The organism is Methylobacillus caricis (genome assembly GCF_020532705.1).
In the GTDB taxonomy this organism is placed as follows: domain Bacteria; phylum Pseudomonadota; class Gammaproteobacteria; order Burkholderiales; family Methylophilaceae; genus Methylobacillus; species Methylobacillus caricis.
Map to the genome: position 1 here is coordinate 369,657 of NZ_JAJAVD010000001.1, position 24,456 is coordinate 394,112.

The 24,456-nt window shown below is 52.2% G+C and carries 15 protein-coding genes; 9 read left to right on the forward strand and 6 right to left on the reverse strand.

Going from position 1 to position 24,456, the window contains the following annotated elements:
- Positions 1 to 15 precede the first annotated feature (15 nt).
- From treY to LG200_RS01870, 4 genes are read right to left on the reverse strand one after another with little or no spacing between them, the layout of a single operon-like run.
- A complete protein-coding gene (treY, locus tag LG200_RS01855; RefSeq protein ID WP_226755899.1) occupies positions 16 to 2,865 on the reverse strand; it encodes a malto-oligosyltrehalose synthase in 2,850 nt (949 codons plus the stop codon).
- Positions 2,858 to 4,720 carry a malto-oligosyltrehalose trehalohydrolase gene (treZ, locus tag LG200_RS01860; protein ID WP_226755900.1) on the reverse strand — a complete coding sequence of 621 codons (1,863 nt, stop codon included), beginning with the start codon at positions 4,718 to 4,720 and terminating at the stop codon, positions 2,858 to 2,860. The genes treY and treZ overlap by 8 nt, the downstream gene beginning before the upstream one ends.
- Before the next feature lie 38 nt (positions 4,721 to 4,758).
- The gene (treS, locus tag LG200_RS01865; RefSeq protein WP_226755901.1) at positions 4,759 to 8,145 is read right to left on the reverse strand and encodes a maltose alpha-D-glucosyltransferase; all 3,387 of its coding nucleotides are present in this window, start codon (positions 8,143 to 8,145) and stop codon (positions 4,759 to 4,761) included.
- 2 nt (positions 8,146 to 8,147) lie between these two features.
- Positions 8,148 to 10,289 (reverse strand): alpha-1,4-glucan--maltose-1-phosphate maltosyltransferase, encoded by a 2,142-nt coding sequence (locus LG200_RS01870; RefSeq protein WP_226755902.1) that lies wholly within the window; start codon positions 10,287 to 10,289, stop codon positions 8,148 to 8,150.
- Positions 10,290 to 10,624: 335 nt separating this feature from the next.
- On the opposite strand from LG200_RS01870, the gene LG200_RS01875 reads away from it, so the two are divergent.
- The 6 genes from LG200_RS01875 (at position 10,625) to LG200_RS01900 (ending at position 19,287) form a co-directional block, all read left to right on the forward strand.
- Positions 10,625 to 10,915 carry a hypothetical protein gene (locus tag LG200_RS01875; protein ID WP_226755903.1) on the forward strand — a complete coding sequence of 97 codons (291 nt, stop codon included), beginning with the start codon at positions 10,625 to 10,627 and terminating at the stop codon, positions 10,913 to 10,915.
- Between the two features lie 67 nt (positions 10,916 to 10,982).
- Positions 10,983 to 13,172, forward strand: a complete 2,190-nt coding sequence (locus tag LG200_RS01880) for a VTT domain-containing protein (protein WP_226755904.1) — start codon at positions 10,983 to 10,985, stop codon at positions 13,170 to 13,172.
- Positions 13,173 to 13,201: 29 nt separating this feature from the next.
- On the forward strand, positions 13,202 to 13,924 hold the full coding sequence (locus LG200_RS01885) for an endonuclease/exonuclease/phosphatase family protein (RefSeq protein ID WP_226755905.1): 723 nt from the start codon (positions 13,202 to 13,204) through the stop codon (positions 13,922 to 13,924).
- Between the two features lie 207 nt (positions 13,925 to 14,131).
- Entirely contained in the window at positions 14,132 to 14,626 is a 495-nt protein-coding gene (locus LG200_RS01890) for a sigma-70 family RNA polymerase sigma factor (RefSeq protein WP_226755906.1), read from the forward strand.
- Between the two features lie 25 nt (positions 14,627 to 14,651).
- Positions 14,652 to 15,629 carry a FecR family protein gene (locus LG200_RS01895; protein WP_226755907.1) on the forward strand — a complete coding sequence of 326 codons (978 nt, stop codon included), beginning with the start codon at positions 14,652 to 14,654 and terminating at the stop codon, positions 15,627 to 15,629.
- Between the two features lie 73 nt (positions 15,630 to 15,702).
- A complete protein-coding gene (locus LG200_RS01900; RefSeq protein WP_226755908.1) occupies positions 15,703 to 19,287 on the forward strand; it encodes a TonB-dependent receptor domain-containing protein in 3,585 nt (1,194 codons plus the stop codon).
- Between the two features lie 170 nt (positions 19,288 to 19,457).
- On the opposite strand, the gene LG200_RS01905 is transcribed toward LG200_RS01900, so the two are convergent.
- Positions 19,458 to 19,727, reverse strand: a complete 270-nt coding sequence (locus tag LG200_RS01905) for a hypothetical protein (RefSeq protein WP_226755909.1) — start codon at positions 19,725 to 19,727, stop codon at positions 19,458 to 19,460.
- Between the two features lie 352 nt (positions 19,728 to 20,079).
- Here LG200_RS01905 and ku point away from each other — a divergent pair, with 352 nt between their 5' ends.
- From ku to LG200_RS01920, 3 genes are read left to right on the forward strand one after another with little or no spacing between them, the layout of a single operon-like run.
- On the forward strand, positions 20,080 to 20,928 hold the full coding sequence (ku, locus tag LG200_RS01910) for a non-homologous end joining protein Ku (RefSeq protein WP_226755910.1): 849 nt from the start codon (positions 20,080 to 20,082) through the stop codon (positions 20,926 to 20,928).
- A gap of 10 nt (positions 20,929 to 20,938) precedes the next feature.
- Positions 20,939 to 23,446 carry a DNA ligase D gene (gene ligD / locus LG200_RS01915; RefSeq protein WP_226755911.1) on the forward strand — a complete coding sequence of 836 codons (2,508 nt, stop codon included), beginning with the start codon at positions 20,939 to 20,941 and terminating at the stop codon, positions 23,444 to 23,446.
- A 19-nt stretch (positions 23,447 to 23,465) separates the two neighbouring features.
- The gene (locus tag LG200_RS01920; protein WP_226755912.1) at positions 23,466 to 23,912 is read left to right on the forward strand and encodes a hypothetical protein; all 447 of its coding nucleotides are present in this window, start codon (positions 23,466 to 23,468) and stop codon (positions 23,910 to 23,912) included.
- Here LG200_RS01920 and LG200_RS01925 read toward each other — a convergent pair.
- Positions 23,903 to 24,160: a hypothetical protein gene (locus LG200_RS01925; protein ID WP_226755913.1), complete on the reverse strand. Its 258-nt coding sequence runs from the start codon at positions 24,158 to 24,160 to the stop codon at positions 23,903 to 23,905. The genes LG200_RS01920 and LG200_RS01925 overlap by 10 nt on opposite strands.
- Positions 24,161 to 24,456 lie beyond the last annotated feature (296 nt).

A 24,456-nucleotide genomic window follows, 5' to 3' on the forward strand; every position in this document is an offset into this window, starting at 1 on the left:
GAATCTCTTTGCAAGTCATGAGGAACGCCCCTTGTTTTTTACAGCACGGATATCCACTGAGATCGCGGCTAACGGCAGGCTGGAAAAGAGCTCATTCACTTTGATCAGTCCTGCATAAATGTGGCGCGGCTGGCCAGAGACTATGTCCAGCGCTTCCGCATTGAGTTCGGCAGGCAGGTGAATGACAGTGTCTTTCCACGCCTCCAGGTTCAGGGCCAGCCTTTGCCTTCCTTCCATATAAAGAGCAGCAAGCCTTGGCACCACGACGATAATTGCCTGAAAATGAAAGCTGCGCATAAATGCCAGCACGTGGGCAGCACGCGGCCCTGTGACTTTCAGCACGATATAGTCCCCTCGGCTGAATAGGTCTGGCTGTTCTTTCCGATGCTGCAATAGATTGCGGATGAGGTGCTGCTTGATTGCTCCGTTTTGCCAGAGTGCCACTTTGTCCGGAAGTGCCGCGTTGGATTCCAGCAATTGCTCCCTGTGTGAGTAGTCCACGGGGCGGCGGTTGTCAGGATCTACCAGGCTGAAATCCCAAAGCTCGGTTCCCTGGTAAAGATCGGGAATGCCGGGAGTCGTCAGGCGCAACAGGGTTTGAGCCAGGCTGTTGGTTGCCCCGGTGGCGGATATTTCCTGTACAAAGGCGTATGCGGACTGCAGGAACAACATGCTTTGTTCCGGGTCCAGGATATTGAATAGCAAGCTGCTGCAGGCGTTTTCATATTCCTCATTCACTTGCATCCAGCCAGATAAGCGCTTTGCCTCGCGAACGCTCTTTATCATCCATTGATTGAGACGGTCGGCATACGCCTTGAGGCCTTCAGCATCGTCAATATGCAACTCGTAAGGCCAAGCGCCGATCAGCATTTGATAGAGCATGATCTCATGCTGGGAGCGGGGGGCATTGTAGCTGACGGTCAAGTTTTCTTCCGGGCATATGTCCTGGTGGAAGCGCGCGTTCATGGTGAGCCATTCCTGCACCATTGTTTCCCAGCGCTGGGGCATCTGGCTCAGGGCGGCAATCCGCATCCGGGTGTCCTCGCCGCGCTTGTGGTCATGGGTGGCCGTGCTAAGCATGGTGTTTGGGTAAAGCTTGCGGCGCTTGATGCAGGTTTGATGAAAGTCTTGCGGTGCAAGGGAGAAGTGATCCGGGTCGCTTCCCACTTCATTGCGTGAAAGCAGGCGTCCAAAACGATAGAAGGCAGTATCCTCCATGGATTTTGCGCATAACGGCGGTATCAGCTGCTGGAAGCGCGTGATGGCGCGCTGTGACAGGTCTGAGAGCTGGCTTTCGGGATCAGCAATCACCAGCTCCGCGCTTAGCCAGCCAAGCACGATATCCACCAATGGCTTGTCAACCTGGCCCAGGGTGCGCCGGGCGTTGGTGGCGGTGGCCTGGAAGATGGCATGGTCGATCTGGTCTGGACCGGTTGTGCCAACATAACTTCGATAGACAGGAAAGTGGACAAGGATTTCTGCCAGTACGCGCTTGATGGCGGCGAGGGAGTAATCCCGGGTGCGCAGCTCGGCCCGGGCAATACGGTGTATTGCGGCAGCCGTGGCATTGAATTCGCCCACCAGGTTTTCGGAAAGCAATTGATAGCGGGCACTGCGGACATGGTGTGCAAAGTCGTACCGGTCGCCAGTGGTTTTCTGCCAGAAGGCAGTGAGCGGCACGGCACCGCGTGGATCATGCAGGACGGCGCTCACCTGATCCATGAACTCGTAGCCCGTGGTGCCGTCCAAAAGCCAATCCTTGCGCAGCCATTCGCCTGGGCCGAGAATTTTCTCGGCAATGATGTAGGGGCTTTGCTGCAGGTGTTTGGGCCTGTGCTTGCATAGCTGCTTCAATCTTGCCCGCAGTTTGGTGCAATACTCCCGAGGGTGGGCCAGTCCATCGATATGGTCCAGCCGTACCCCGTCCACCAGGCCCTGGCGGTAAAGACTGAATAGCAATGAGTGGGTTGCCTCAAATACCTCATCCAGTTCAACCCGGATGCCGGCCAGCTCGCTTACCTCAAAGAACCGGCGCCAATTGATCTCGTCTGCCGCGTTGCGCCACCATGTGAGACGGTAGTGCTGACGGTCCAGCAACAGGTGGAGCTTCATGCGGCTTGCACTATCAGCGCGATTGTAATGGGAGAGGGCCGATTCAAGAGCAGCTTTGCCCGCGGCGCTGCTGGCAATCTCCTGCAGGGCTTGCCGGGCTGGCATCACTGTTTTTTTCAACCGCTGGAAGGGCAATTGGTCATCCAGTTTATCCAGAGCATCTATTACCGGTTGAAGCAGCTTGCTGTTTGCCTGATGCAGGACGGCAGGATAGTCTGGCAGCGCAATCGGGAACAGGTTGTCGTAATAAGCGACTGCGATCTGGCCTGTGGCTTGGTTATAGGTAAGTTTTAGCTCCCCCTTGTCCAGTACTTCCCCATAAGGTTCTCCCAGGAAGGGAGCCAAAATCTTGTTATGCAGGGCTGGGTCCGTGGAGTGCCAGTCTATGTCGAACCAGAAGGCGTAAGGGCTATTCTGTCCCCATTCAAAAACATGTTGCCACCAAGGGTTTTCCGCGCCGCCAACCCCCATATGGTTGGGCACGATGTCCACGATCAGGCCCATGCCGGCGGCACGCAATCCATCGACCAGGCGCCTTAAGCCCTGTTCCCCCCCCAGTTCCGCGCTGACTTGGGTGGGGTCAACAATATCGTAGCCATGGGTTGAGCTGCTGCGCGCGGCCAGTATGGGCGAGGCGTAGACATGGCTGATGCCCAGGCTGGCGAAGTAGGGAATGCGTTCCAGGGCATGGTCAAAGGTAAAGCCCTGATGAAACTGCAGGCGTACGGTGGCGGTAATGTCCGATCTAGGCATGGTCGACCAGTGGAAGTGGGGATTCAAGGCAAGCCATGACGCTGTAAGCAGGCATTTGCCCTGCAATCAGGGCGGCCTGGGCGTTTCCGTGATCCAGCAATACCTGGGCAGGGCCTGACACCAGGTCATCAAGCTGTTTGCTGGCAGCTTCCGGGCCGAGGTTAGCCACCAGGGTGAGAACAGAGCCGTTACCCAATTGCCATTGGGCATAAACTGCATAAGGCCCAAAGGCGGCATAGCGCAGGGCGCGGCATAGCAGCAGGTGGGGCAGGAGGTGAAGGTGGCGTAGTTGCAATAAATGGCTGATCCACTCGCGCCAGGCAGTTTGTTCCACCGTTTGATGGTCATGGGGAATGGAGCGGTTAAAGCTGGATTCGGCATTCGGGTCGGGGATGCTGTCTGCCAATAGCGGATCCTGAAACTGTGCGAAAGTGGAGAACTCGGCCCTCCGGCCTTCGCGTATAGCCTTGGCCAGTGCCGGATCCGCATGGCTGGTGAAGTAAATGAAAGGCTCGGTAGCGCCGTATTCCTCGCCCATGAACATCAGCGGCACATGCGGGCTCAGCAGCAGTAAAGCGCTTGCCACCTTGAGTGCATGTTCTGGGGCCAGGGTGGTCAGTCGCTCCCCAAATGGACGGTTGCCGATCTGGTCATGGTTCTGCAGGAACATGACAAAACTGGACGCCACGAGCCCGCTGCTGGGCTCACCTCGCGGAGTGTGGTTGCGATGGGCCGAGGTTTCTCCTTGGTAGACAAACCCTTCTCCCAGGCAACGGGCGAGTTTGTCTATGGTATTTTCTGCGTAATCGGAGTAGTAACCCTCGGTTTCCCCGGTAAGCAACACGTGCAATACATGGTGGCTATCATCGTTCCATTGGGCGTCATAACCGTTTTGCAGAAGCGTCACTGAGTTGTTGTCATTTTCCGCGACCAGGTGAACGAGGCGCTTGTCCTGGAACTCCTCGCGTATCCTTGCGGCAATGTTCAGCAGAAAGTCCTGATCCCAGATGGCATGGCAGGCGTCGAAGCGTAAACCGTCGAATTGGAATTCCTGCAGCCAGTAGAGCGCGTTCTCGCTGTAAAACTCTATGACCTCCGGATGGGAAAAGTTGATGGCATCGCCCCATGGCGTCTGGTGTTCATGGCAGAAAAACTGGGGGGCATAATGATGCAAGTAATTGCCGTCTGGGCCGAAGTGGTTATATACCACGTCCAGGAGAACGCTTATCCCCAGGGTATGGGCATCGTCCACCAGGGCTTTCAAATCATCAGGCGAACCATAGGAGAATTGAGGTGCAAACTGCAGCACGCCGTCATAACCCCAGTTACGGCCACCGGGAAAACTGGCAAGCGGCATCAGTTCTATGGCAGTAAAGCCCATGGCGGCCAATTGCGGCAATCTCGCACGCACCCCTTGATATCCTCCCAGGGCGCCCACATGGGCTTCATACAAAATGGTTTCATGCCATGGCCGGCCTTGCCAGTCCGGATTGCGCCAGGGATAGGCCTGGGGGTCTATCACTACACTATTGCCGTGAACGCTGTCCAGCTGCGAGCGGGACCATGGGTCGGGTACCAGCAGTTCAGCACCCTGCTTGTCGCGTATCTGGTAGCGGTACTGGGTTCCTGCATTTGCCGGGATCTCCTGGCTGAACCAGCCGCTACCAGCTTCAGCAGCCATCTCGTACTCTTGCCCGTTTCCCAGTATCGCGCTCACTTTCTCTGCATTGGGTGCCCACAGCCTGAACCTCACCTCTCCCGGCCCGAGGATTTGCGCGCCAGCCGGCAACAGCCGCATATGGCTGTTGTGCCTGCTGGCATCCAGCATCTCATTGGCTTGTGGGTATAGCGTCATTGCTTGATCCTTTAACGGTGAGTGAAAATACTGTCAGCCTAGCTCTGGCCTTCTTCATTGATTTCCTGCAGCATTCCTAGCAGGCCGCGTAATGGCATGCCTATCCAGGACGGCCGGTTGGCAGCCTCGTAGGCGATTTCATAAATGACTTTTTCCAGAAGATATAAATGCAGAATGGCTTGCTCAGTGGGCGGCAGGTTTTGGCAGCTTTCTGCGTCGCTTGGCTCCTCAGGCTGGGTACTATGTACGCAGTAGGCCTGCATAAACGCATGCGTCGAGCATTCCTCATACTTTTGCAGCATTGCCTGGCGCCGTTCTGCGCCATCGCTTGCAGGCTTTGCCATATCGCTCTTTTCCACGTAGGCGGCTGCATACGAGAATGAACGCAGCAGGCCTGCCACATCGCGCAGAGGATGGTCTTTCTGGCGCCGCTGTTCCAGGCTGCGTGCAGGCTCTCCCTCAAAGTCTATGATCATTACATCGCCTGAAATCACGAGAACCTGGCCCAGGTGGAAGTCACCATGGATACGGATGCGCGGCTGCTCAAGGCCGTGTTGCGCCAGCCTGTCTATAGCGGCGGTCAACTGCTCGCGGCGTGAAAGTACGGCGGAGGCGTTTGTTGCATCCTCATCGCTGGACCATGTTCCGCGCTCCAATAGCTCAAGCACCTCATCTAGTTGCATATGAATATTGGCGCGCCAAGTATCAACCTGGGCGCTGGAAGCGGTTTCCGGATTGAAGGCCGCATCAGGCGAAGTCATGCCGAGGGCATTGTGGAACTCAGCCAGGCGCTGCCCCACCATGCTGGCGAAGCTGGTCAGTTCCTTGAGCGGGCTGGCGTCATCAACCGCCAGCGCCTGCTTGACGATGTCGGCCGAATTGCTGTCATTCAGCACCCGTCCCAGCCTGTCCAGTGTCCATTGCCACGCGTCGCCCTGGTTGTGCACAAAAGCCTGCAGGATTACCTGGGTGCGTGGCACGCCGTCCTCGGCTATAAAGGTGACGTCACCCAGCAGGGCAGGCGTATTGGCGTAGCCTATCGCGACCAGATGGCGCGCCATTTCCAGCTCGGGGTTGATGCCGGGGTGGATGCGCCGTAATATTTTCATGACGGCCAAGTCGCTGATAATGAGAGAGCTGTTGGACTGCTCGCCGCTGGTACGCCTGATTTCCGGGTCGGGCTTGAGTTCATTCTGCCGCAAGGCCTGGGTACTGTTGAAGTGGATTTCCCCTGCCTCAGTGTTGAGCGTGCTCTGGTTCATCAGGTGCTGTACCACTATGCAGACAAAGCTATCGAGGGCGAATGCGTCGGTGAGCACGCCCACGTGCGGCCCCTGGCGTACGCGCGCAAATGCCAGTTTCTGGGCCAAAGCAGGGATTTCCTGGCCATCGGGAAAAATCCCCATAGGCAGGAAATACTTTTCCTGCCCTGCAGCGGTGCTGGTATTCACTTCACTCAGTAAGACCGAGGATCCACCGGGCTTGAGCGGTTCCAGTACTCCCAGCAGGCTTAACCCGATCTCGGTCTGGTCATGGTCTTGCTTGCCGGCGTACCAGCGTTGGCAGGGCAGGTAGGCAGGCAATATGTCTTCTTCCATGGTCTTGCGTAGCGGAAGGCCAAACAAGCTGGGCAGGCCCTTGTTAATTACCAGGGTCAGGTATTCCGGCAGGGAGTTGCCGCTATTGCCTTCTGTATTGGGAGAATCCTTGTCCCTGGTCAGGCGGAACCAATAAAAATCATAGGCGGACAGTGTTAATACATAAGGTTGCTGCCCGATGCGAGGAAATACCGATCCTCCCAGCATTTCTACCGGGTCATAGCCGGAAAATTCCGAAAGATCGAGTTCCACTGCCTGTGCGGAGCTCGAGATATTGGCCACGCAGAGGATCACCTGCTCTTCATCAGGCTTCTCGCCGCCAGGCGTATGGGTACGCAGGTAACTCAGTATTTTGCGGTTGTTGGGATAAAGCAGGCGCATAGTGCCGCGGCCGAATGCATGGTACTGCTTGCGTACCGCCAAGAGGCGGCGCATCCAGTTGAGCAGGGAATGCGGATCGCTGCTTTGCGACTCTACATTGATGGCATGATAGCCGTACTGGGTGTCCATGATGGGCGGCAACACGAGGCGGGCCGGGTCGGCATTGGAAAATCCGCCATTGCGGTCCGGGGTCCATTGCATGGGGGTGCGTACGCCGTCGCGGTCTCCTAAGTGAATATTGTCTCCCATGCCGATTTCGTCGCCGTAGTAAATCACGGGCGTGCCCGGCATGGAAAGCAACAGGCTGTTGAGCAGTTCCAGGCGCCGCCTGTCGCGTTGCAGCAGCGGAGCCAGCCGGCGGCGTATCCCTACATTGAGGCGGGCCCGGCTTTCAGACGCGTAGAAATTGAGCATATAGGCGCGTTCGCTGTCTGTGACCATTTCCAGGGTCAGTTCGTCATGATTGCGCAAGAAGATGGCCCATTGGCAATTGGCTGGGATATCGGGTGTCTGCCGCAAGATATCGGTGATAGGAAAACGGTCCTCCTGCGCCAGCGCCAGGTACATGCGGGGCATCAATGGAAAGTGGAATGCCATATGGCATTCATCCTCTCCATCGCCAAAGTAGTGCTGTACGTCTTCCGGCCACATGTTGGCCTCGGCCAGCAGCATGCGGTCGGGGTAGTTCTCGTCAACTTCGCGGCGGATCAGCTTGAGGATGGCATGGGTTTCAGGCAGGTTCTCGTTCGAGGTGCCCTCCCTTTCGATCAGGTAGGGGACCGCATCGAGCCGCAGTCCATCCACTCCCAGGTCCAGCCAGAAACGCATGATACTGATGACCGATTTCAGCACTTGCGGGTTATCAAAGTTCAGGTCGGGCTGGTGCGAGAAGAAGCGGTGCCAATAATAAGCACCTGCGACAGGGTCCCAGGTCCAGTTCGACTTTTCGGTATCGGTGAAGATGATGCGCGTCTGGCTATAGGCGGTGTCCGTATCGGACCAAACGTAGAAGTTGCGGGCTGCTGAGCCGGGCTTGGCATGGCGCGCACGCTGGAACCAAGGGTGCTGGTCGGAGGTATGATTGATGATGAGTTCAATGATCACGCGCAGGCTGCGCTTGTGGGCTTCGGCAATAAATCGTTTTACATCAAACAAGGTGCCGTAGTCGGCATGCACGCCACGGTATTCCGCAATGTCATAGCCGTCGTCGCGCCTTGGCGATGGATAGAACGGCAGCAGCCAGATGGTATTGACGCCAAGCTCGGCAATATAGTCCAGCTTGCGTATGAGGCCCGCAAAGTCTCCAATGCCGTCGTTGTTCGCATCAAAAAATGACTTGATATGCACCTGGTAAATGACGGCATCCTTGTACCATAAAGGGTCGTCGTTGAAGTGCAGGTCTTTTTCTGCCTTGGCTTTTCTTTTGAACGCTTGCCCCTTGGCCATTTTCATTGCTCCTTCACTTGGATTTGCCAGATTGCATAGGGCATTTCCTGCGGGTCCATGCGCAGTTGCTGCCATTTCCCGTGCCAATCGAAGCGGTAGCCATGCAGCAGGTCTTCCACCGCTACTTGATCGTGATCACCCAGCCCGAGCAAATGCAGGGGAAGCTCCATGGTGCCCTGCTGCACGTGGTGAGGGTCGAGATTGACGGCGATGACGATCAGCCGCCTGAGGGGAGGCGAGTCGTGCGGATCGGCTTTTGAATAAAAGATGACCTGATCATTGCTGAAGGGATGGAAACTCACGCCCAGGTGAGTCTGCAAGGATGGATATTGGCGGCGTAGCCGGTTGAGCGCGCTGATTTCTTCTATGATGTTGCCTGGCTGTTGCCAGTCCCAGGCGCGGATTTCATACTTTTCCGAGTTAAGGAATTCCTCGCTGTCCGGCAAGGCTGCGGCCTCACACAGCTCGAACCCGCTGGATATCCCCCAAAGACCTGACAATGTGGCAGCCAGCACTGCACGCACCAGGAACCCTGGTCGGCCTGAATGCTGCAGGTAGCGTGGATGTATGTCTGGGGTGTTGGCAAAGAAATGCGGCCTGAAGAACTCGCGCTGCTCAGGGCTGTTGAGCGTCAGCAGATACTCAGTCAGTTCCTGCTTGGTATTGCGCCAGGTGAAGTAGGTGTAGGACTGGGTGAAGCCAATCTTGGCCAGGCGGTTCATCATCTTGGGATGCGTAAATGCCTCGGACAGGAAAATGACATCAGGATATCGGGCCTGAACCTCGCTGATCGCCCATTCCCAGAACGGCAGCGGCTTGGTATGTGGGTTGTCTACGCGGAAGGCGCGTATGCCTTGCTCAGCCCATAGCAGCAGCAGATCTCGCAAGGCTATCCATAAGTCAGGCACGGCTTGTTCGGCATAGAAGTCGACATTGACGATATCCTGGTATTTCTTGGGCGGGTTCTCGGCATAACGGATGCTGCCGTCGGGGCGCCAGTCGAACCATTCCGGGTGCTCCTCCAGCCAGGGGTGGTCCGGGGCGCATTGAATGGCAAAGTCCAGCGCCAGTTCCATGCCCAGCATGGCCGCCTCGTACCTCAGGCGGCGCAAGTCATCCCATGTGCCAAGCTCAGGGTGGATAGCCTCATGGCCCCCTTCCCGCGATCCAATCGCGTAAGGGCTGCCAGGCTCGCCTGGCTGGGCTGTGAGGCTGTTGTTGCGGCCTTTGCGGTTGCGGCGGCCTATGGGGTGAATGGGAGGAAAGTATAGGGTGTCGAAACCCATTGCATGAATAGCCGGCAGGCGCTGGATCACGTCATCAAACGTGCCATGGCGGCCGGCATCCCCGCTTTGCGAGCGGGGAAACATCTCATACCAGCTGGAGAACGCTGCTGCCTTTCGTTCGGCACGCACGGGGTATTCGCGGCTGCGTGCCAGGAACTCATGTAGATCCAGCTTGCGCACTTGGTCACGCAATTCGGCGGAAAGCAGCAATTGCAGACTTTTCTGCTGATTTGCTGCATAGGGCTGCAACAGGGTGGTTAATGCCGGATCCACCGTGCAGCCGGTTGTTTGCAGCAATTTTTCGGTGGCGGCCGGCGTTCTTAACGCCTTGACTGCCTTCTTCAGGAACTCGTCACCCGAACCTGGTTTGTTCTCGGCCTGCTGCCTGGATTGAGACAATATCCGCTCCAATAACAGCCGGCCCTCTTCCAGCTCAATGATGATGTCCACGCTTGCCCGCATCTTTTTCAGCAGGCCGTCACGGTAAGTGGCAAACCGGTCATGCCATGCTTCAACCGCAAACAAGTGCAGGCCAGGGAGGCTGGGAGTGAAACTTGCACGCCACCGGTGGTTGTCTGCCAGTGCCATGGGCACGGCATGCCAGAGCTGACTTCCAGGTTCCCGCCAGAGCAGTTGGGCATCCAGCTTGTCATGGGTATCCATGAAAATATCGGCTTCCACCTCGACGGGCTGAAATGCCAGCCGCTTAACAGGAAATCGGCCTCCATCCACAGATGGACTTACCTGGTCTACCACAATCCTGGGGGCCTGCAGCAGGCAGGCGCGTTCCCCATGACGATGGGACAGGTCAGGGGGGGGACTATGTTGCTTGGCGGAATGCGGGGCTGTTCTAACCATAATCCGTACTTTCCTGCTTGAACTGGGTGGGTGAGATAGGCCGTGATGAAAGCTGTAGATGGCATGAAAAAGGCCATGACAGTTGAATCATCATAAGAACAAGGACGAGCTGTCACCGATAAGAGGGCTACTGATTTGCTTGTAGGATTATTTTTACGTGCGTCATGATTTGTTTTTAAAATCATTGTGTTGTGAGTTTTAGGGAGTTTCGGGCTGTGTTGCATCTGCGTGGATTTAGCAGTTACATACAACAAAGTGCTGATGAGCTCACCGACAGGGCTGGTGCTTTTACGAAAGATTGATATATGCGTGATCCAATATTGGAGGACAGGAAAATGGATAAACGTCTGATGTGGGTGGCTGCATTTTTGCTAGCCATTGTTTCCCCCTTGGGAGTGCAGGCCGATCCCGCGCCTGTGGACAATACGGTTCCGCCGTGCGATAGCTCCCAAACGACCAGCAAACCGGATTGCAAAATCGATTCGGACAGCCTGAAAGCACCGCCCTCAATGCCTGGGGAGCGTGATAGCGTGATTGTCCCGCCTGAAGTTCCAGCCGAAGGGCTGCACAATGATCCTCGCACCAGGACGCCGGATATTGAAGACAGGAAATTGCCCAAAAAGTGAAGCCTTGCTTGAAATGAAGCGCTACGCCACAGGCCTGGAAGCCACTTTCATAATTTGGGGATGATCGATGAAGCACGGTTCCGCCGCACACAAACCAAATGCCATTGCATTATTCCGCACCGGCCATAACTGCTGGAAGCAGGCTCGCGCCAGCTACATGGCGCCAGTAATCGATTGTGCCAATTACTACCGGGCGCTGCATGAATCAATTTGTAGTGCGCAGCGTTCCATTTTTATACTTGGATGGGATATAGACAGCCGGATTGACCTGATCCGTGGCGCCGAGGCAGAGGCATTGTCCTGTCCTACAACCTTGTTCGAACTGTTGCAATGGAAGGCACGCCAGGCGCCTGAGATACAGATTTATCTTAACCGCTGGAATTACTCAATCTTTTTATCGGCGGACAGGGAAAGCTTTTCTGAGGCCAAATGGAAGCTGAGCGGACCGGATAATCTGCATTTTCTTTTTGATGGTCAACTGCCGTTAGGGGCGAGCCATCATCAAAAAGTGGTCGTGATTGACGATGAAGTGGCATTTTGCGGGGGCATGGATGTGGCGATAGCGCGCTGGGACAACCGTCATCACCATACACGCAACCCCGACCGCACCGACCCAGATGGCAGCCTGAAAATGGGCCTGGAAAAAAAGTTTGACCCTTACCATGACGTTCAGATGTTGCTGGCAGGACCTGCTGCAGCTGTGTTGGCTCGACTGGCCCGTTACCGATGGCATTTTGGTAATGGCCGCAGGGCCTTGGCGCTGCGCAAGGCGCATGACGATGAGTTGCCAGCCAGTTGGCCCGCCAGCATCAAGCCGGTGATGCAGCAGGCAGGCCTGGGCGTGGCATTGACCATGCCGCGGTTTCGTCGCCAACCATTGATTCGCCAGATCGAACGGCTATATCTGGATATGATTTCCCGGGCAGAGTTTTTCATTTACATGGAAAACCAGTTCTTCACGCAACAGAGAATAGCTGAGGCCCTCAACCGCAGGCTGCAGGAAAATCCCAGGCTCAGGGTATTGTTGGTCAGCTGCTATAACAGCCAGGGTATTATGGAACGCAAGGCCATGTATCACGGCAGGGTGATTTTCCGCGAAATCGTCGAGGCCCATGGAGTGGCCGACCGGATTGCACTGGCTTATCCGGTCAGTTGCGAGCAGGATGAAGAAAGAGCGATACGCATTCATTCCAAGGTCATGGTGGTGGATGACAAATATATCCGCATCGGTTCCAGCAATATCAATAATCGTTCCATGACGCTGGACAGCGAGTGCGATATTGTCATTGAGGCCGAAAGTGACCTGCAGCGTGGACAGGTCGCAGCGATGCGTAATGACCTGATCCGCGAGCATACTGGGCGCGAGCTGGTGGAAATTGAGCATATGGTAAAGGACGAAGGTGTGGATATAGCCGAGTTTCTCATTGATGTCCCCCACAGCCGCCAGCATTTGCGCAAAGTCAATGACGAGCGATACAGGAATGAGCGCTTCACCCGCCTTGCCAAACGTTTTGCCGACCCTTCGCGCCCCATCCTTCCGGAGCTCATGACTTCGCGCCGCGGGCCAGCGGCAAAAAAACGGGGAGTGCCGTTCCGGCTTATTTTTGCCATAATTTTTGCTGCAGCGCTTGCCCTGGTCTGGAAAGTGACGCCACTCGCTGAGTTTGCCACGCCGGCAAAGATCGTGCCGCTATTGGAGCAGGTGCGCAATACCGCATGGGCGTTCCCTGCGGGTATGGCGGCCTATGTAGTGGGTACGCTGATTTTCTTCCCCCACGTCGTCATGACGGGGACAGTCGTCATAGTCTTCGCTCCCTTGGAAGCGTTCCTGGTTGCCATGCTTGGTTCTCTCATCAGTGTAAGCATAGGATGGGCAGCAGGGCTTGGCCTGGGACAACAATCTTTGCAGGCCGTGCTCGGCAGGCATGCAGGGAAAATATCCCAATATGCCAAGAATGGCGGGGTGGTGGGACTGACATTATTGAGGTTGATGCCAATTGCCCCTTTTACTGTGGTCAATCTGGTGTTGGGAATGATGAAAGTACCTTATATGACGCTGTTGATTGCTACTGTATTGGGCTTGTTGCCCGGTACCCTGGTATCGGTTTTCATTGGCCAGTCGGCAGTGGAGCTGTTCAAACATCCTGAGCCCAGGAATTTTTTCCTGGTGGGAATCGGCCTGGGGCTTTGGATACTTGTCATTGTGCTGACACATTTTTTCGCCAGGCGCTGGCAGAAAAGCGGACACCAAGAGTAAGTGTTTAATAGGCCTAAAAGCGATCATGTATGCAAAGAATAAGACTGCTTTGTTTCAACATCCACGGTGGACGGAGCCTGGATGGAAGACGTGACTTGAGCCGTATCCATGGCTTGATGCAACGGATGGATATCGATATCGGCGTATTCCAGGAAATGGAAACCCGTCAATCGCATGGAGGCATGACAACAGATGTTGATACGCTGTCTGGCCCGGAGCGTCCTTACCGGTTAGCTTGCCCCAGCATGGAAGAGGGGGAGGGATGGTACGGCAACCTGATTGTAAGTCGCTATCCCATTATCCGTGGCCTGCTGCATAACCTGGAAACACACCCCAGCCTTGAGCCGCGCCATGCAGCAGATGCCCTGATACAGGGCCCATGGGGCAAGTTGAGGGTGATCGGCACCCATCTGTCACTTTCAATTTTCGAGCGTAGATCTGAGGCCCGCAATTTGTTGAGGCTGATGCAGGCTGTTGAGGAAGAAGAGCCTAACCCCATGTTATTGATGGGCGATATCAACGAGTGGCAAATACCGTCAGCCTTGCTCCGGCACCTGAACCAGCACTTGACTCCCTTGCCTTGCAAGCCCACCTTTCCTTCAATCTGCCCAATATTCCGTCTGGACAGGGTGTGGCATGACGCTCCCGGTATAAAGGTCACTGCTCATCGTTTACCAGGGGAAGGAATAAGACGCTTATCTGATCATTTGCCTATTGTTGTAGAGCTTGAGTATTCCAGTACCAGAGTTTGATTAGTAAAAAAAGAAATTATGGCAGGCATATCCATAGCTATTAGGATTCCTTTTACCCATGCGCATTTGGTGGTTATATATAGCCACAATGCGGTTATATACAACCATATTGTAAGATATTGAAAATATTATTAACTAATATTCAATATGTTATTAACAGGCATTTATCTTGCTAAATATTCTTAAAATTCCAACTGGTTGAGATAGATGAGCAATAATATCTTCGAGGTTTTCTATACGTCTCATTATTTTTGGCTACGCAGCTATTTGGTACGCAAGTTTAAATGCCAACACCAAGCCGCTGACGTTACGCAAGATACGTTTATTAAATTACTCAATCACTCGAATCTTTCCGAGCTTGCACAACCCCGGGCTTTCCTGACGACTACGGCTACACGGATCATGATAGATATGATCCGTCGTCGCCATTTGGAAACTACATATCTTCAATTCCTGCAGTTATCCAAGTCGGAACAATTTGTTGACTCCCCAGAGCAATTGGCCATAGCTGTAGAATCTTTAGTGGCTATTGCCAATATGCTTGATTCGGTTTCGCCAAAAGCGAGAGAGATTTTCCTGATGAACAGGCTTGACGGCATGAAGCATGCTGAAATTGCAGTACATTTTGGCATCTCCATTCCCCGCGTAAGGCAATACCTTGCCCAAGTGATCGTTAAATGCTGCAGTGTCAGTGAGCTTTGATCACAATTTTGTTATATAGGCCTTTGTGAAAGATCCCAACCATATCGAACAGGCTGCTGCCTGGAAGACTTTGCTTACCTCTGGTGAAGTAACCGTAGCCGAGCAGCAGGCTTTTGAAACATGGTTGAATGAAGACCTAGAGCACAAGAAGGCATATAAAATTGTGGAAAAATTCTGGGACTCTTTTGAGCACCTGGACCCAGCGAGTGCCAAGTCAGCATTGCTGGATATGCCATCCAAGAAAAAAATTACCATGGGCATCAAAGCCAGCCTCTCTGTGTTCCTTGCTGCTGTATCAATGTGGGCGCTGGTGAACAGTTCAATTGGTGACCATTACCTTGCAGATTACAGCACGACTGCCGGAGAGATGAGGGACCTGGTCTTGGATGATGGCAGCCGTATCAAAATGAATACCGGGTCAGCTATTGACATAGCCTATTCCGGTACCAGCCGATTAATCAAATTGAGGCAAGGCGAAATTGTGGTGCAAGTCGCTAAAGACCTTACAAGGCCATTCATTGTGGAAACCGAGCACGGCACCGCCCAAGCGCTCGGCACTCAATATTTAGTTAAAACCGTTGCTGGCAGCACCTCGGTTGCAGTGATTGAATCTATTGTGAAAGTCTGCACGGCTGGCGGTTATTTTGCGCACAAGAGGATTGAGTGCTTGAATCTCACCCCCGCAACAGGCGTGGCAGAGATCAAGCCTGGTATGCAAGCTAACCCCGTCGATGTTGATGAAATCACGGCATGGACTGGTGGCTATCTCAGCTTTGAATCGGCTCCCTTATCAACTGTATTGCATGAGCTGGAGCGATATGTGCCAGGAAAAATCTATTTCGATTCTGCGTCCATCGGTGATCTAGACGTGTCAGGAGTGGTGCCAGTCACTGATATTGATAGAGCTTTTGCAATGCTGTCCAAGTTGTTGCCAATATCCATCCAACGCTATCCATATCTCACGGTAGTGGAAAGGAAGGCTGGCTCAGAGGAAAGAAAATAAACTTTCACTTTCCCCTATCACTTTCCAAAACCCATTCGTCAATGTCCATGAAATTCATCACGAGGGTATTTTCATGGGCGATACTATCAAGCTGGCTTACATCAACTCTTTGGCAAAGGGTGCCGGCCTCTTATTCTGTATTGCATTGGCAAACCAGCCAGCAATTGCGGGAGGCGGGGTTAACACTTCACTTCCTAACACAAGAAGTGAGTTCGATATCCCAGCAGGTAACCTTGGCTCTGCCCTGAATCGCCTTTCCCAGAAGACTGGCAAGCCATTGGTTTATGACCCTGCCATCATCAAAGACAAGACAAGCCCGGCTCTCAAAGGAACGTATACCCCGGAGGAAGCATTTGGAAGATTGCTTCAAGGCTCGGGGCTCGAGGTCATTTCTGACAAGCAGGGGATTTACGAGCTACGCCCAGCACCCATCGAAGACAAGTCTTTACCGGACCTTGGTTCTAAAACTGAGCATTTCAAGCTTGATGCAATTGACGTGCGTTCCAAACGCTTCTACGAAATCGGCCCATTAGGTGGCACTGGTTTGACCAAGGAACAAATCCCCGGCAACGTACAAAGCCTCACTGCCAAGGACATCAAGGAAGCACACTCGCTCAGTATCGCTGACCTCATGAACTCCAGGCTGCAATCAGTCAACGTGAATGACTACCAAGGCAACCCCTTCCAGATGGATGTGCAGTATCGTGGGTTTACTGCAGGTCCCCAGATCGGTACCCCGCAAGGTCTTTCAGTTTTTCTCGATGGCATCCGTGTCAACGAACCCTTCGGTGATGTCGTCAACTGGGACATGATTCCCATGAATGCATTGGCCAGCTTTGATGTGTTCCCTGGGTCAAATCCCATATTTGGCCTGGGTACCCTGGGAGGGGCCCTTTCCATGAAGACCAAGGACGGTTTCAATAACACCAAAATCGATGCTGAAATCCTCACCGGTTCGTTTGGCAGGCGTCAACTGCAAGCCGAGGGTGGCTGGAACAACGGCACCATTGCTGGCTTTGCAGCTGCGAATATCTTCCTTGAGGACGGCTGGCGCGAAAATTCTCCGAGTAGAGTCAATCAGGTATTCGCCAAAGGCAGCTACCGAGGCGACAAGCTCGACCTCAACTTAAGCACCCTGGTCTCATGGAATGATTTGACCGGTAACGGCCTGATCCCAAATGAAATGTATCAACAAGACCGCAACGGCGTCTTTACTTCCCCCGACACGACTGATAACCGCTTGCTGCAATTCCAGCTCTCGGGCAGCTATTTCGTTAATGATAACTTTTCGATTACTGGGCAGGTGTATCGCAGGAACAGCAAGCGCAAACAGCGTGGCGCGGATGTTTATACAGAATTTGAAAACCAATTTGTAAGAAGAAATCTTGCTGATGGCGAGCAATATACCTGCATATTTAATAGTACCAATAAATATGGATTACCTGATTACGCAGTCGTTGAAGTACCTGATGGCATACAAAGCGTTGGAGAGTTGAATGGGCAAGACCCAGATCATCCGTTGGTTCAATTCTATTTATCTCCATCAATTGAAGCCGCATTTAACAGTCTACCTGCTAACGCTATCAACCAAGATTTAGATCCAGAATTTGCTGCATATGCTCAAGCAATGATGAAATACAACCAGAACTGGAATCAGAATAACCTCTTCACTCCAGGCTCAAGCAACGCCACTAACCCTGAACCACCATATGTAGACTATTCGGTAGAGGGACCGCAATATAGCTACTCCACACAAACTACGCTTTCATCGCTCAGAACTGCAACTCTTCCTAGAAATATTTCTTCTTATGGATTAACTGCATTCTACTATTACACCCCTGATGGTGAAGGAAATGACCCAACCCCTGGTGATGGCATTGGTCTCAAACATGTCCTGTTGATTCTTCCTCCAGCTAACGCTGCCGCCTGTCAAGGTGATGTCGATAACGATGAACTCAAAGTTCCCGGTCCGAATGGTGGCTGGACGACTGTAGATGGCGCTGCCTATAACAATGGTACTGGTACTGGTTATGTGGAAGGTACGCCCACTGCTGTCATTACTGATACCACGATTAATCAGGTCACCGATGGTGCTTCCATCCAATTCAACTGGAATTATGAAAAACATAAATTCATGGTTGGCGCGTCAGTAGATATGCCTTCTGCTACTTACAAAAGCGGACAGATGTTTGGAATGTTCGATGCAGAACGCGATGCTTATCTGGCACCTGATGAAATCCGTGACCAATATGCTGCTGCCAGCGAGGAAATCAGCAACAGCAATTTCAAGGGTCGTCAAGTTACCAAGAGCATTTATGCCAGTGAAACCTGGAGTCCAATTGAGACCCTGAATATCACGGGTGCCTTGCGTTACGACGACACCAAGGGCAAGAACAAGATTGCTTCGCGCACCTGGGGTTCTTATGTCTGGAACCTGGCACAGCTACAAGCATCGCCTGATTATTACAACGTTTGTATAGGTACATGGCCTAACTGCGCCAATGATCCAACGACTGGCTATACCGTTCCAGACGCCTCTAATCTCCTGAATGCCGCTGAAAAAGAGAAATTCAGCTATTACTCCCTGAATCCTTCACTAGGGGCTACCTGGCAAGCAACGCCTGACCTGAATATCTATGGCAATGTCAGCCAAGGTACACGTGTACCTTCTGTGGTGGAGTTGGGTTGTGCTTTTGATAGAACTCCTAGTTATAGAGGTAATGATGCGAATGGGAACCCGATTTATGTTCCAAGAAGTCTAGCTGAAAACCGGGCCTGTTCGTTGCCTACGACGCTGTCAGGTGACCCCTACCTGCCACAAATTAAAGCCACAACATTTGATTTTGGTATGCGTGGCAGGATCAATGACTACATGGAATGGAATCTCGGCGTATACCGTACCGACCTGCGTGACGACATTTACATGATCGGCTATCCCGGCAATCGCAATTTCTTCGACACCATAGGCAATACCCGTCGACAAGGACTCGAAGCAGGAATTACTGCTGCATTTGAGAAATGGCGTTTGCGGCTGAATTATGCCCTTACAGAAGCTACCTTCCAGGATAGTTTCTGGATGCCAGCCAATGACAATAGCAGTTCAGTAGAAGAGTATTTCGGCAATCAAGAATATAGCCGCCGTATCAAAGTTAACCCTGGCGACCGTATGCCGGGTGTGCCGCTACATAACCTCAATGCCACCTTAAGCTATCAGGTTACTCCCAAGTGGCAGGTTGGTCTCACTGCGGTAGCTCACTCCTTTGCTTTTGTGCGCGGAAATGAAAACAACAAGCACCGCACAGGTGAAGTGCTCTACGACTCTGTCAAAGATGATAATGGCGCCATTATTCCAGTGATTAGGCAAGCTGCAAATAATCCAGGTACTACTCCTGGCTATTTGGTGCTCAACCTGCAAACCAGCTATCAACTTACCCCCGAGTGGACATTGGGATTGAGAGTCAACAACCTGTTAGATAAAGAGTATTTCTCAGCAGGTCAATTAGGACGCAATCCATTCTCCCCCTCTGTTTATGGTGCTATTGGGCCAGATGGCTATAACCATAACTCTAACGACTGGCTAATGACCAATTTCCTTGCTCCCGGAGCGCCTAGAGCAGCCTGGATCAGTTTGAGTTACTCGTTTGATCCAAGAAAATAACGATACTCAAGCTATGCAGCTTCTGCATAAAGTTTGGCTTGGCTTGAACCGGTTGCTTAGCCAATGGCAGGACCATGATTGCTGGCTTATTATCCTGCCAAGTATGTTTTTCCTTTTACTGACATTGGAACTTGGAGTATTGGTGCTCAGTCTTTTTTCATTCTGAGTCATTAGCGCTTTTGCCAATCGTATTGATTGTCGTAGGGTTTGGCCTGGTTTGTTTTTTCGTTTTCGTCGGTGTCATTAGTGATAGGGCGCTGAGGTGTATCCCCCAAGCGCCCGTTATAACCGCCCAATGGTTCGCGATGGCCGCTGCGGTCATATTGTCGGATGCTTTCCACCTGCTGGCGTTGCAGGGCTTCTTCCCTGGGGTCGTTGATATGCCCAGCCTGTGCCAAGGTAGAAATAACGGCAAGCATGAAAATTATCACAAGTTTCATCGGTTGTTTACTCCATACAAAACCCTATGAGAGGAAGGGTATCTTTTATAAGCAATACATGCGCCCCAATGTGTTAATTATTTTCAGACACACCCACCAACGCAGCAATCTGTATCTTGCTTGGCTGTTCTAGTCAAAACGATAAATTGACGGCTCGTGAGAGGCACTTGGACATTGCTTCCAAGCCCCTGTTGACTGGCCTGATCTGCTTCACTATGACTGCCAGCTTGAATGACACAGCCTCTTTTCAAGGTTTGCACGCTTTTCCTACACCAGATTCAGAATAAAGCTGATGCGCGTTTAGCTCATGGTTTGCGGAAAATGAAAGTCTTTCTTCCAAAGGAATTGCCTTATGTCTCGTCCTATCTGGAAAGGTGCCATCAGTTTCGGCTTGGTTCATATCCCGGTAGAGCTGCATTCGGCCAGCGCGGCATCTGGCATTGATCTTGACTTGTTGGACAAGCGGGATTTTGCCCCCGTGGGATACCGCCGATACAACAAGGTGACTGGCAAGGAAGTCACCCAGCAGGATATCGTAAAAGGCTATGCTTACGAAAAAGACCAGTACGTAGTACTGACGGACGCTGACCTCAGGAAAGCCAACGTCGAGAGCACCCAGACCATCGATATCCTGTCCTTTGTCCATGCAAGCGATATCCCTCCCATGTATTTCGACCAGCCCTATTATCTGGTGCCAACAAAAGGTGGGGAGAAAGTCTACGCTCTTCTGCGCAAGACTTTGGAACAGTCGGGCAAACTGGGGCTGGGACAGGTGGTGATACGCACCAAACAGCACTTGGCCGCCCTCATACCTGAGCAAGATGCCATTATTCTCAACCTGCTGCGTTACCAGGAAGAAATCCGCGAATTGCCCGAGATTCCTCAGCCCAAGACAGGCAGCAAGCAAAGCCAGGTTTCAGCCAAGGAGGTGGAAATGGCCCTGTCATTGGTAAAGGACATGAGCGAAGCATGGGACCCCTCACAATATGAGGATAACTTCAAGAAGGACATCCTGACCCTGGTCAAGAAAAAGGTGAAGGCGAAGCAAACCCATGTGCTCACCGAGCCAGACGAGGAACCAGTTGAAACCAAGACCACCAATGTGGTCGATCTCATGCAACTGCTCAAAGCCAGCATAGGCGATAAAGTCAAGCGTATCAGCTCTGGTTCTTCCAAACCTAATCGTAAGCAGACTGCCTGAGGAGAAGAGCATGGGCTTGCAGCAATACTGGGGGAAACGTGATTTTAAGTTGACGCATGAACCGCGCGGCAAGGTAGAAAAATCAGGCCGTCAACTTGCGTTCTATATCCAAAAGCATGATGCCCGTCGGCTGCACTACGATTTCAGGCTGGAGCTGCAAGGTACCCTAAAAAGTTGGGCGGTGCCTAAAGGACCGAGCCTGGACCCTAATGACAAGCGCCTGGCAGTCGAGGTAGAGGATCATCCTGTGGAGTATGGGACTTTCGAGGGAGATATCCCCAAGGGCCAATATGGGGCAGGCCATGTCATGTTGTGGGACAAGGGAACATGGGAGGCCATAGGCGACCCGGTAGAAGGCTACCGGCAAGGCGCCCTCAAGTTCCGGCTCAATGGCGTGAAGCTGCGCGGCAAATGGGCTTTGGTGCGCATGAAAGCCAAGCCCGGGGAAAAGGACAATCAGCCCAACTGGCTGCTGATCAAGGAGAAAGACGAAGAGGCCCGGCATGGCCCTGAAGCGCAGATAACAGAAACGGCCACTGCCTCCGTGAGCCTTATTCAAGATGATGGCCCCGCTCTGGAAAGTGTCGATGGCGACCTAGCCATGGAAGCAGCCCCGACCAAGCAAATGCCGGATTTAATCAAGCCACAGCTTGCTACCCTGGTGACTCAGGCACCTCAGGGAGACCAATGGTTTTCCGAGATTAAATATGACGGTTATCGCGCATTGGCTCGAATTGAACATGGCGACGTGAAAATATATTCGCGGAATGGTAATGATTGGACCAATAAATGGAAAAACCTGGCTGGCGCGCTGGCCAAGTTGCCTGTCGAGAGTGCGTGGCTCGATGGGGAGGTTGTCGCATTTGATGAAGAAGGGGGCATCAGTTTTCAGGCCTTGCAGACTTCCTTCAAACTTGGCAACGAAGCTGATCTGGCTTATTTCATCTTTGATTTGCCTTATCTCAATGGACACGATTTAACCAAACAACCATTGAAACAACGCAAGCTGCTTCTACAGACTCTTTTGGAAAGTCAGGGGAAGCAGGGTCCCTTGCATTTCAGCGAGCACTTGGAGGGACATGCATCCGAGGTATTAAAACATGCCTGCATGCACGGCTTGGAGGGCATCGTGGTCAAGCATGCCGAGAGCCCTTACCAACAGCGACGCAGCAGTGATTGGCTTAAAGTTAAGTGCGGCCAGCGGCAGGAGTTTGTGGTGGCGGGTTATACTGATCCCTCGGGCCGCCGTGAGGAATTCGGAGCCCTGCTCCTTGGCGTATATGATGAAGAGGGGATGTTGCAGTATGCCGGCCGTGTGGGCACCGGCTTTAACCAGGGCAGCCTCAGGTTGATAGCCAGCCAATTCAAGACCTTGCATATCAACAATCCAGCCTTTGCGAACCCTCCGACCGGGCGGGACGCTTTGGGGGCTCATTGGCTTAAGCCGACATTGGTGGCGGAGGTTAAGTTTGCTGAATGGACAAGCGCTGGCCGTATTCGACATGCAAGCTTTGTTGGTTTGCGCGATGACAAGGCGGCCCGGCATGTGACCCATGAAACAGCGCAGCCTACTGAGCGACTTGCTGGTAGTGGCGAAGGAGTAAAAAATTCCTCACAAAGCTCGCCCAGCCCAGTGGAAGTTGCAAACATCAGGATCTCCCATCCATCAAAAACTCTATTCACAGATGGCGGTTTCACCAAGCTAGACCTGGCCCGGTACTATGAATCGGTAGCAAACTGGATACTGCCTTATCTCAAGGATAGGCCCCTTTCCATAGTGCGCTGCCCTGAAGGCTACGATCAACATTGCTTTTTCCAGAAGCATGTAAGTTTGGATAGCAAAAGCCATTTAAAGGCCGTGAATATCAACACTTCAGACAAAAATTCAGAATACTTTTCGGCAAACAATTTATCCGCAGTGATCGAATTAGTGCAACTTGGCGTGCTGGAACTGCACGCCTGGGGCTCTCGCTCACCTAAAACGCATCTTGCCGACAAAATGATTTTTGATCTTGATCCTGCCCCTGGACTATCTTGGGGAAATGTAACGGAAGCAGCCTTATTGTTACATGGCCTATTGGAAGAGCTGGAGTTGAGAAGCTTTGTCAAAACAACTGGCGGCAAGGGCCTGCATATCGAAATTCCCATCAAGCCCGAGCATTCCTGGGAGGTAGTGAAAGAGTTTACTCATGGCATTGCCCGTCATTTGCAGACTCATGCTCCTGATCGTTTCACTACAAATCTATCCAAGAAAAAACGTGATGGCCTGATATTTATTGATTACCTGCGCAACAGCGCAGGGGCAACCGCAGTAGTGCCATATTCCACTCGTGCAAAAGCCTTTGCTCCGGTAGCCACCCCTCTGGACTGGGATGAGGTTGGCCCTGAGGTCCAGGCGGATACTTTTAACATTGGCAATGTAATGACACGTTTGGAAAATATGGAATCCGATCCCTGGAAAGACTATTTGCAAACGAAACAGCGCTTGAGCGCTAAATTGCTACAAATGTTTACCTAACCGACTTTAGGAGAAAATCATGTGCGAGGGACTACGATACTTAGACCTAGCCCATAAAGAGTGGAAAGTATATTTTTCTAACCCCAAAGCATACATACCTGTATTGAGAGATATGGGCGTTATTGAATGGGTGAAGTGGGGGAGGCGTGAGGAGGAAACCAGTCCTGAACTGGTTGATTTCATTCAAGGAGGATGGGCAAGCAACGATTCGTTGGAGCAAGGCCAATGGGGAAAGTTTGAACCAGAGCTAGTCAATCTTGCGGTTCAGGGATATATGGAAAAGGACAAGGATGGCAACTTGCATTGGTTCGATGTACCAGAGGGTAACGCAATCCAAGCTGTTATCGTCAAAAGGCATTTGGAGGAAAGGCTCTATATTGTGACCACCGATTCACCTCCTGAATGCTCTTGGGTTCATGATCGGTGGCCTTCTATGACATCAATTGATCAAGTTGCTCAGGGATGAGTTCTGGTAGATTGATTTTCTTGATCAGTTTTTGATTTCTCCTTGTTGTGTTTGTTTTTAACTTTGGGATCTGATTGTTGATCAGTAGCATTATTTAGCGATTTTGATTTTCCATCCTGGCTAGCCCTTTCTTGCTGTTGTTGAAGCGTATTCTTGTCATCAAGAGTTCGCGGGTTGATTTCTTCAGCCTGTACAGAAATGCATATGGTACCTAGGGAAAAAGCGCTGATTAATAATAATGATTTCATGGTTATCTCCTTAATGTTAATTGAAAACTAACCATACAATGGAGAAAATTTAAACCATGTAAGAATATGCTGATTATTACGAGGATAAATTCATTTGGATTTGTCTGATTTAATTACATTAGCAATTTAATTACTGCAATCCTTTAACCAATTATTGTCTTGATCGTGTTGTAAGTCTTACAAGAGATTAAGACATGCACTTACGATATATCCATTGCAAAAAAATTAACATATATCGCTACAGTTGTTTTTTTAGCATGCCCTCGCCATTCCCGTTTGAAAAATATCAACATCAG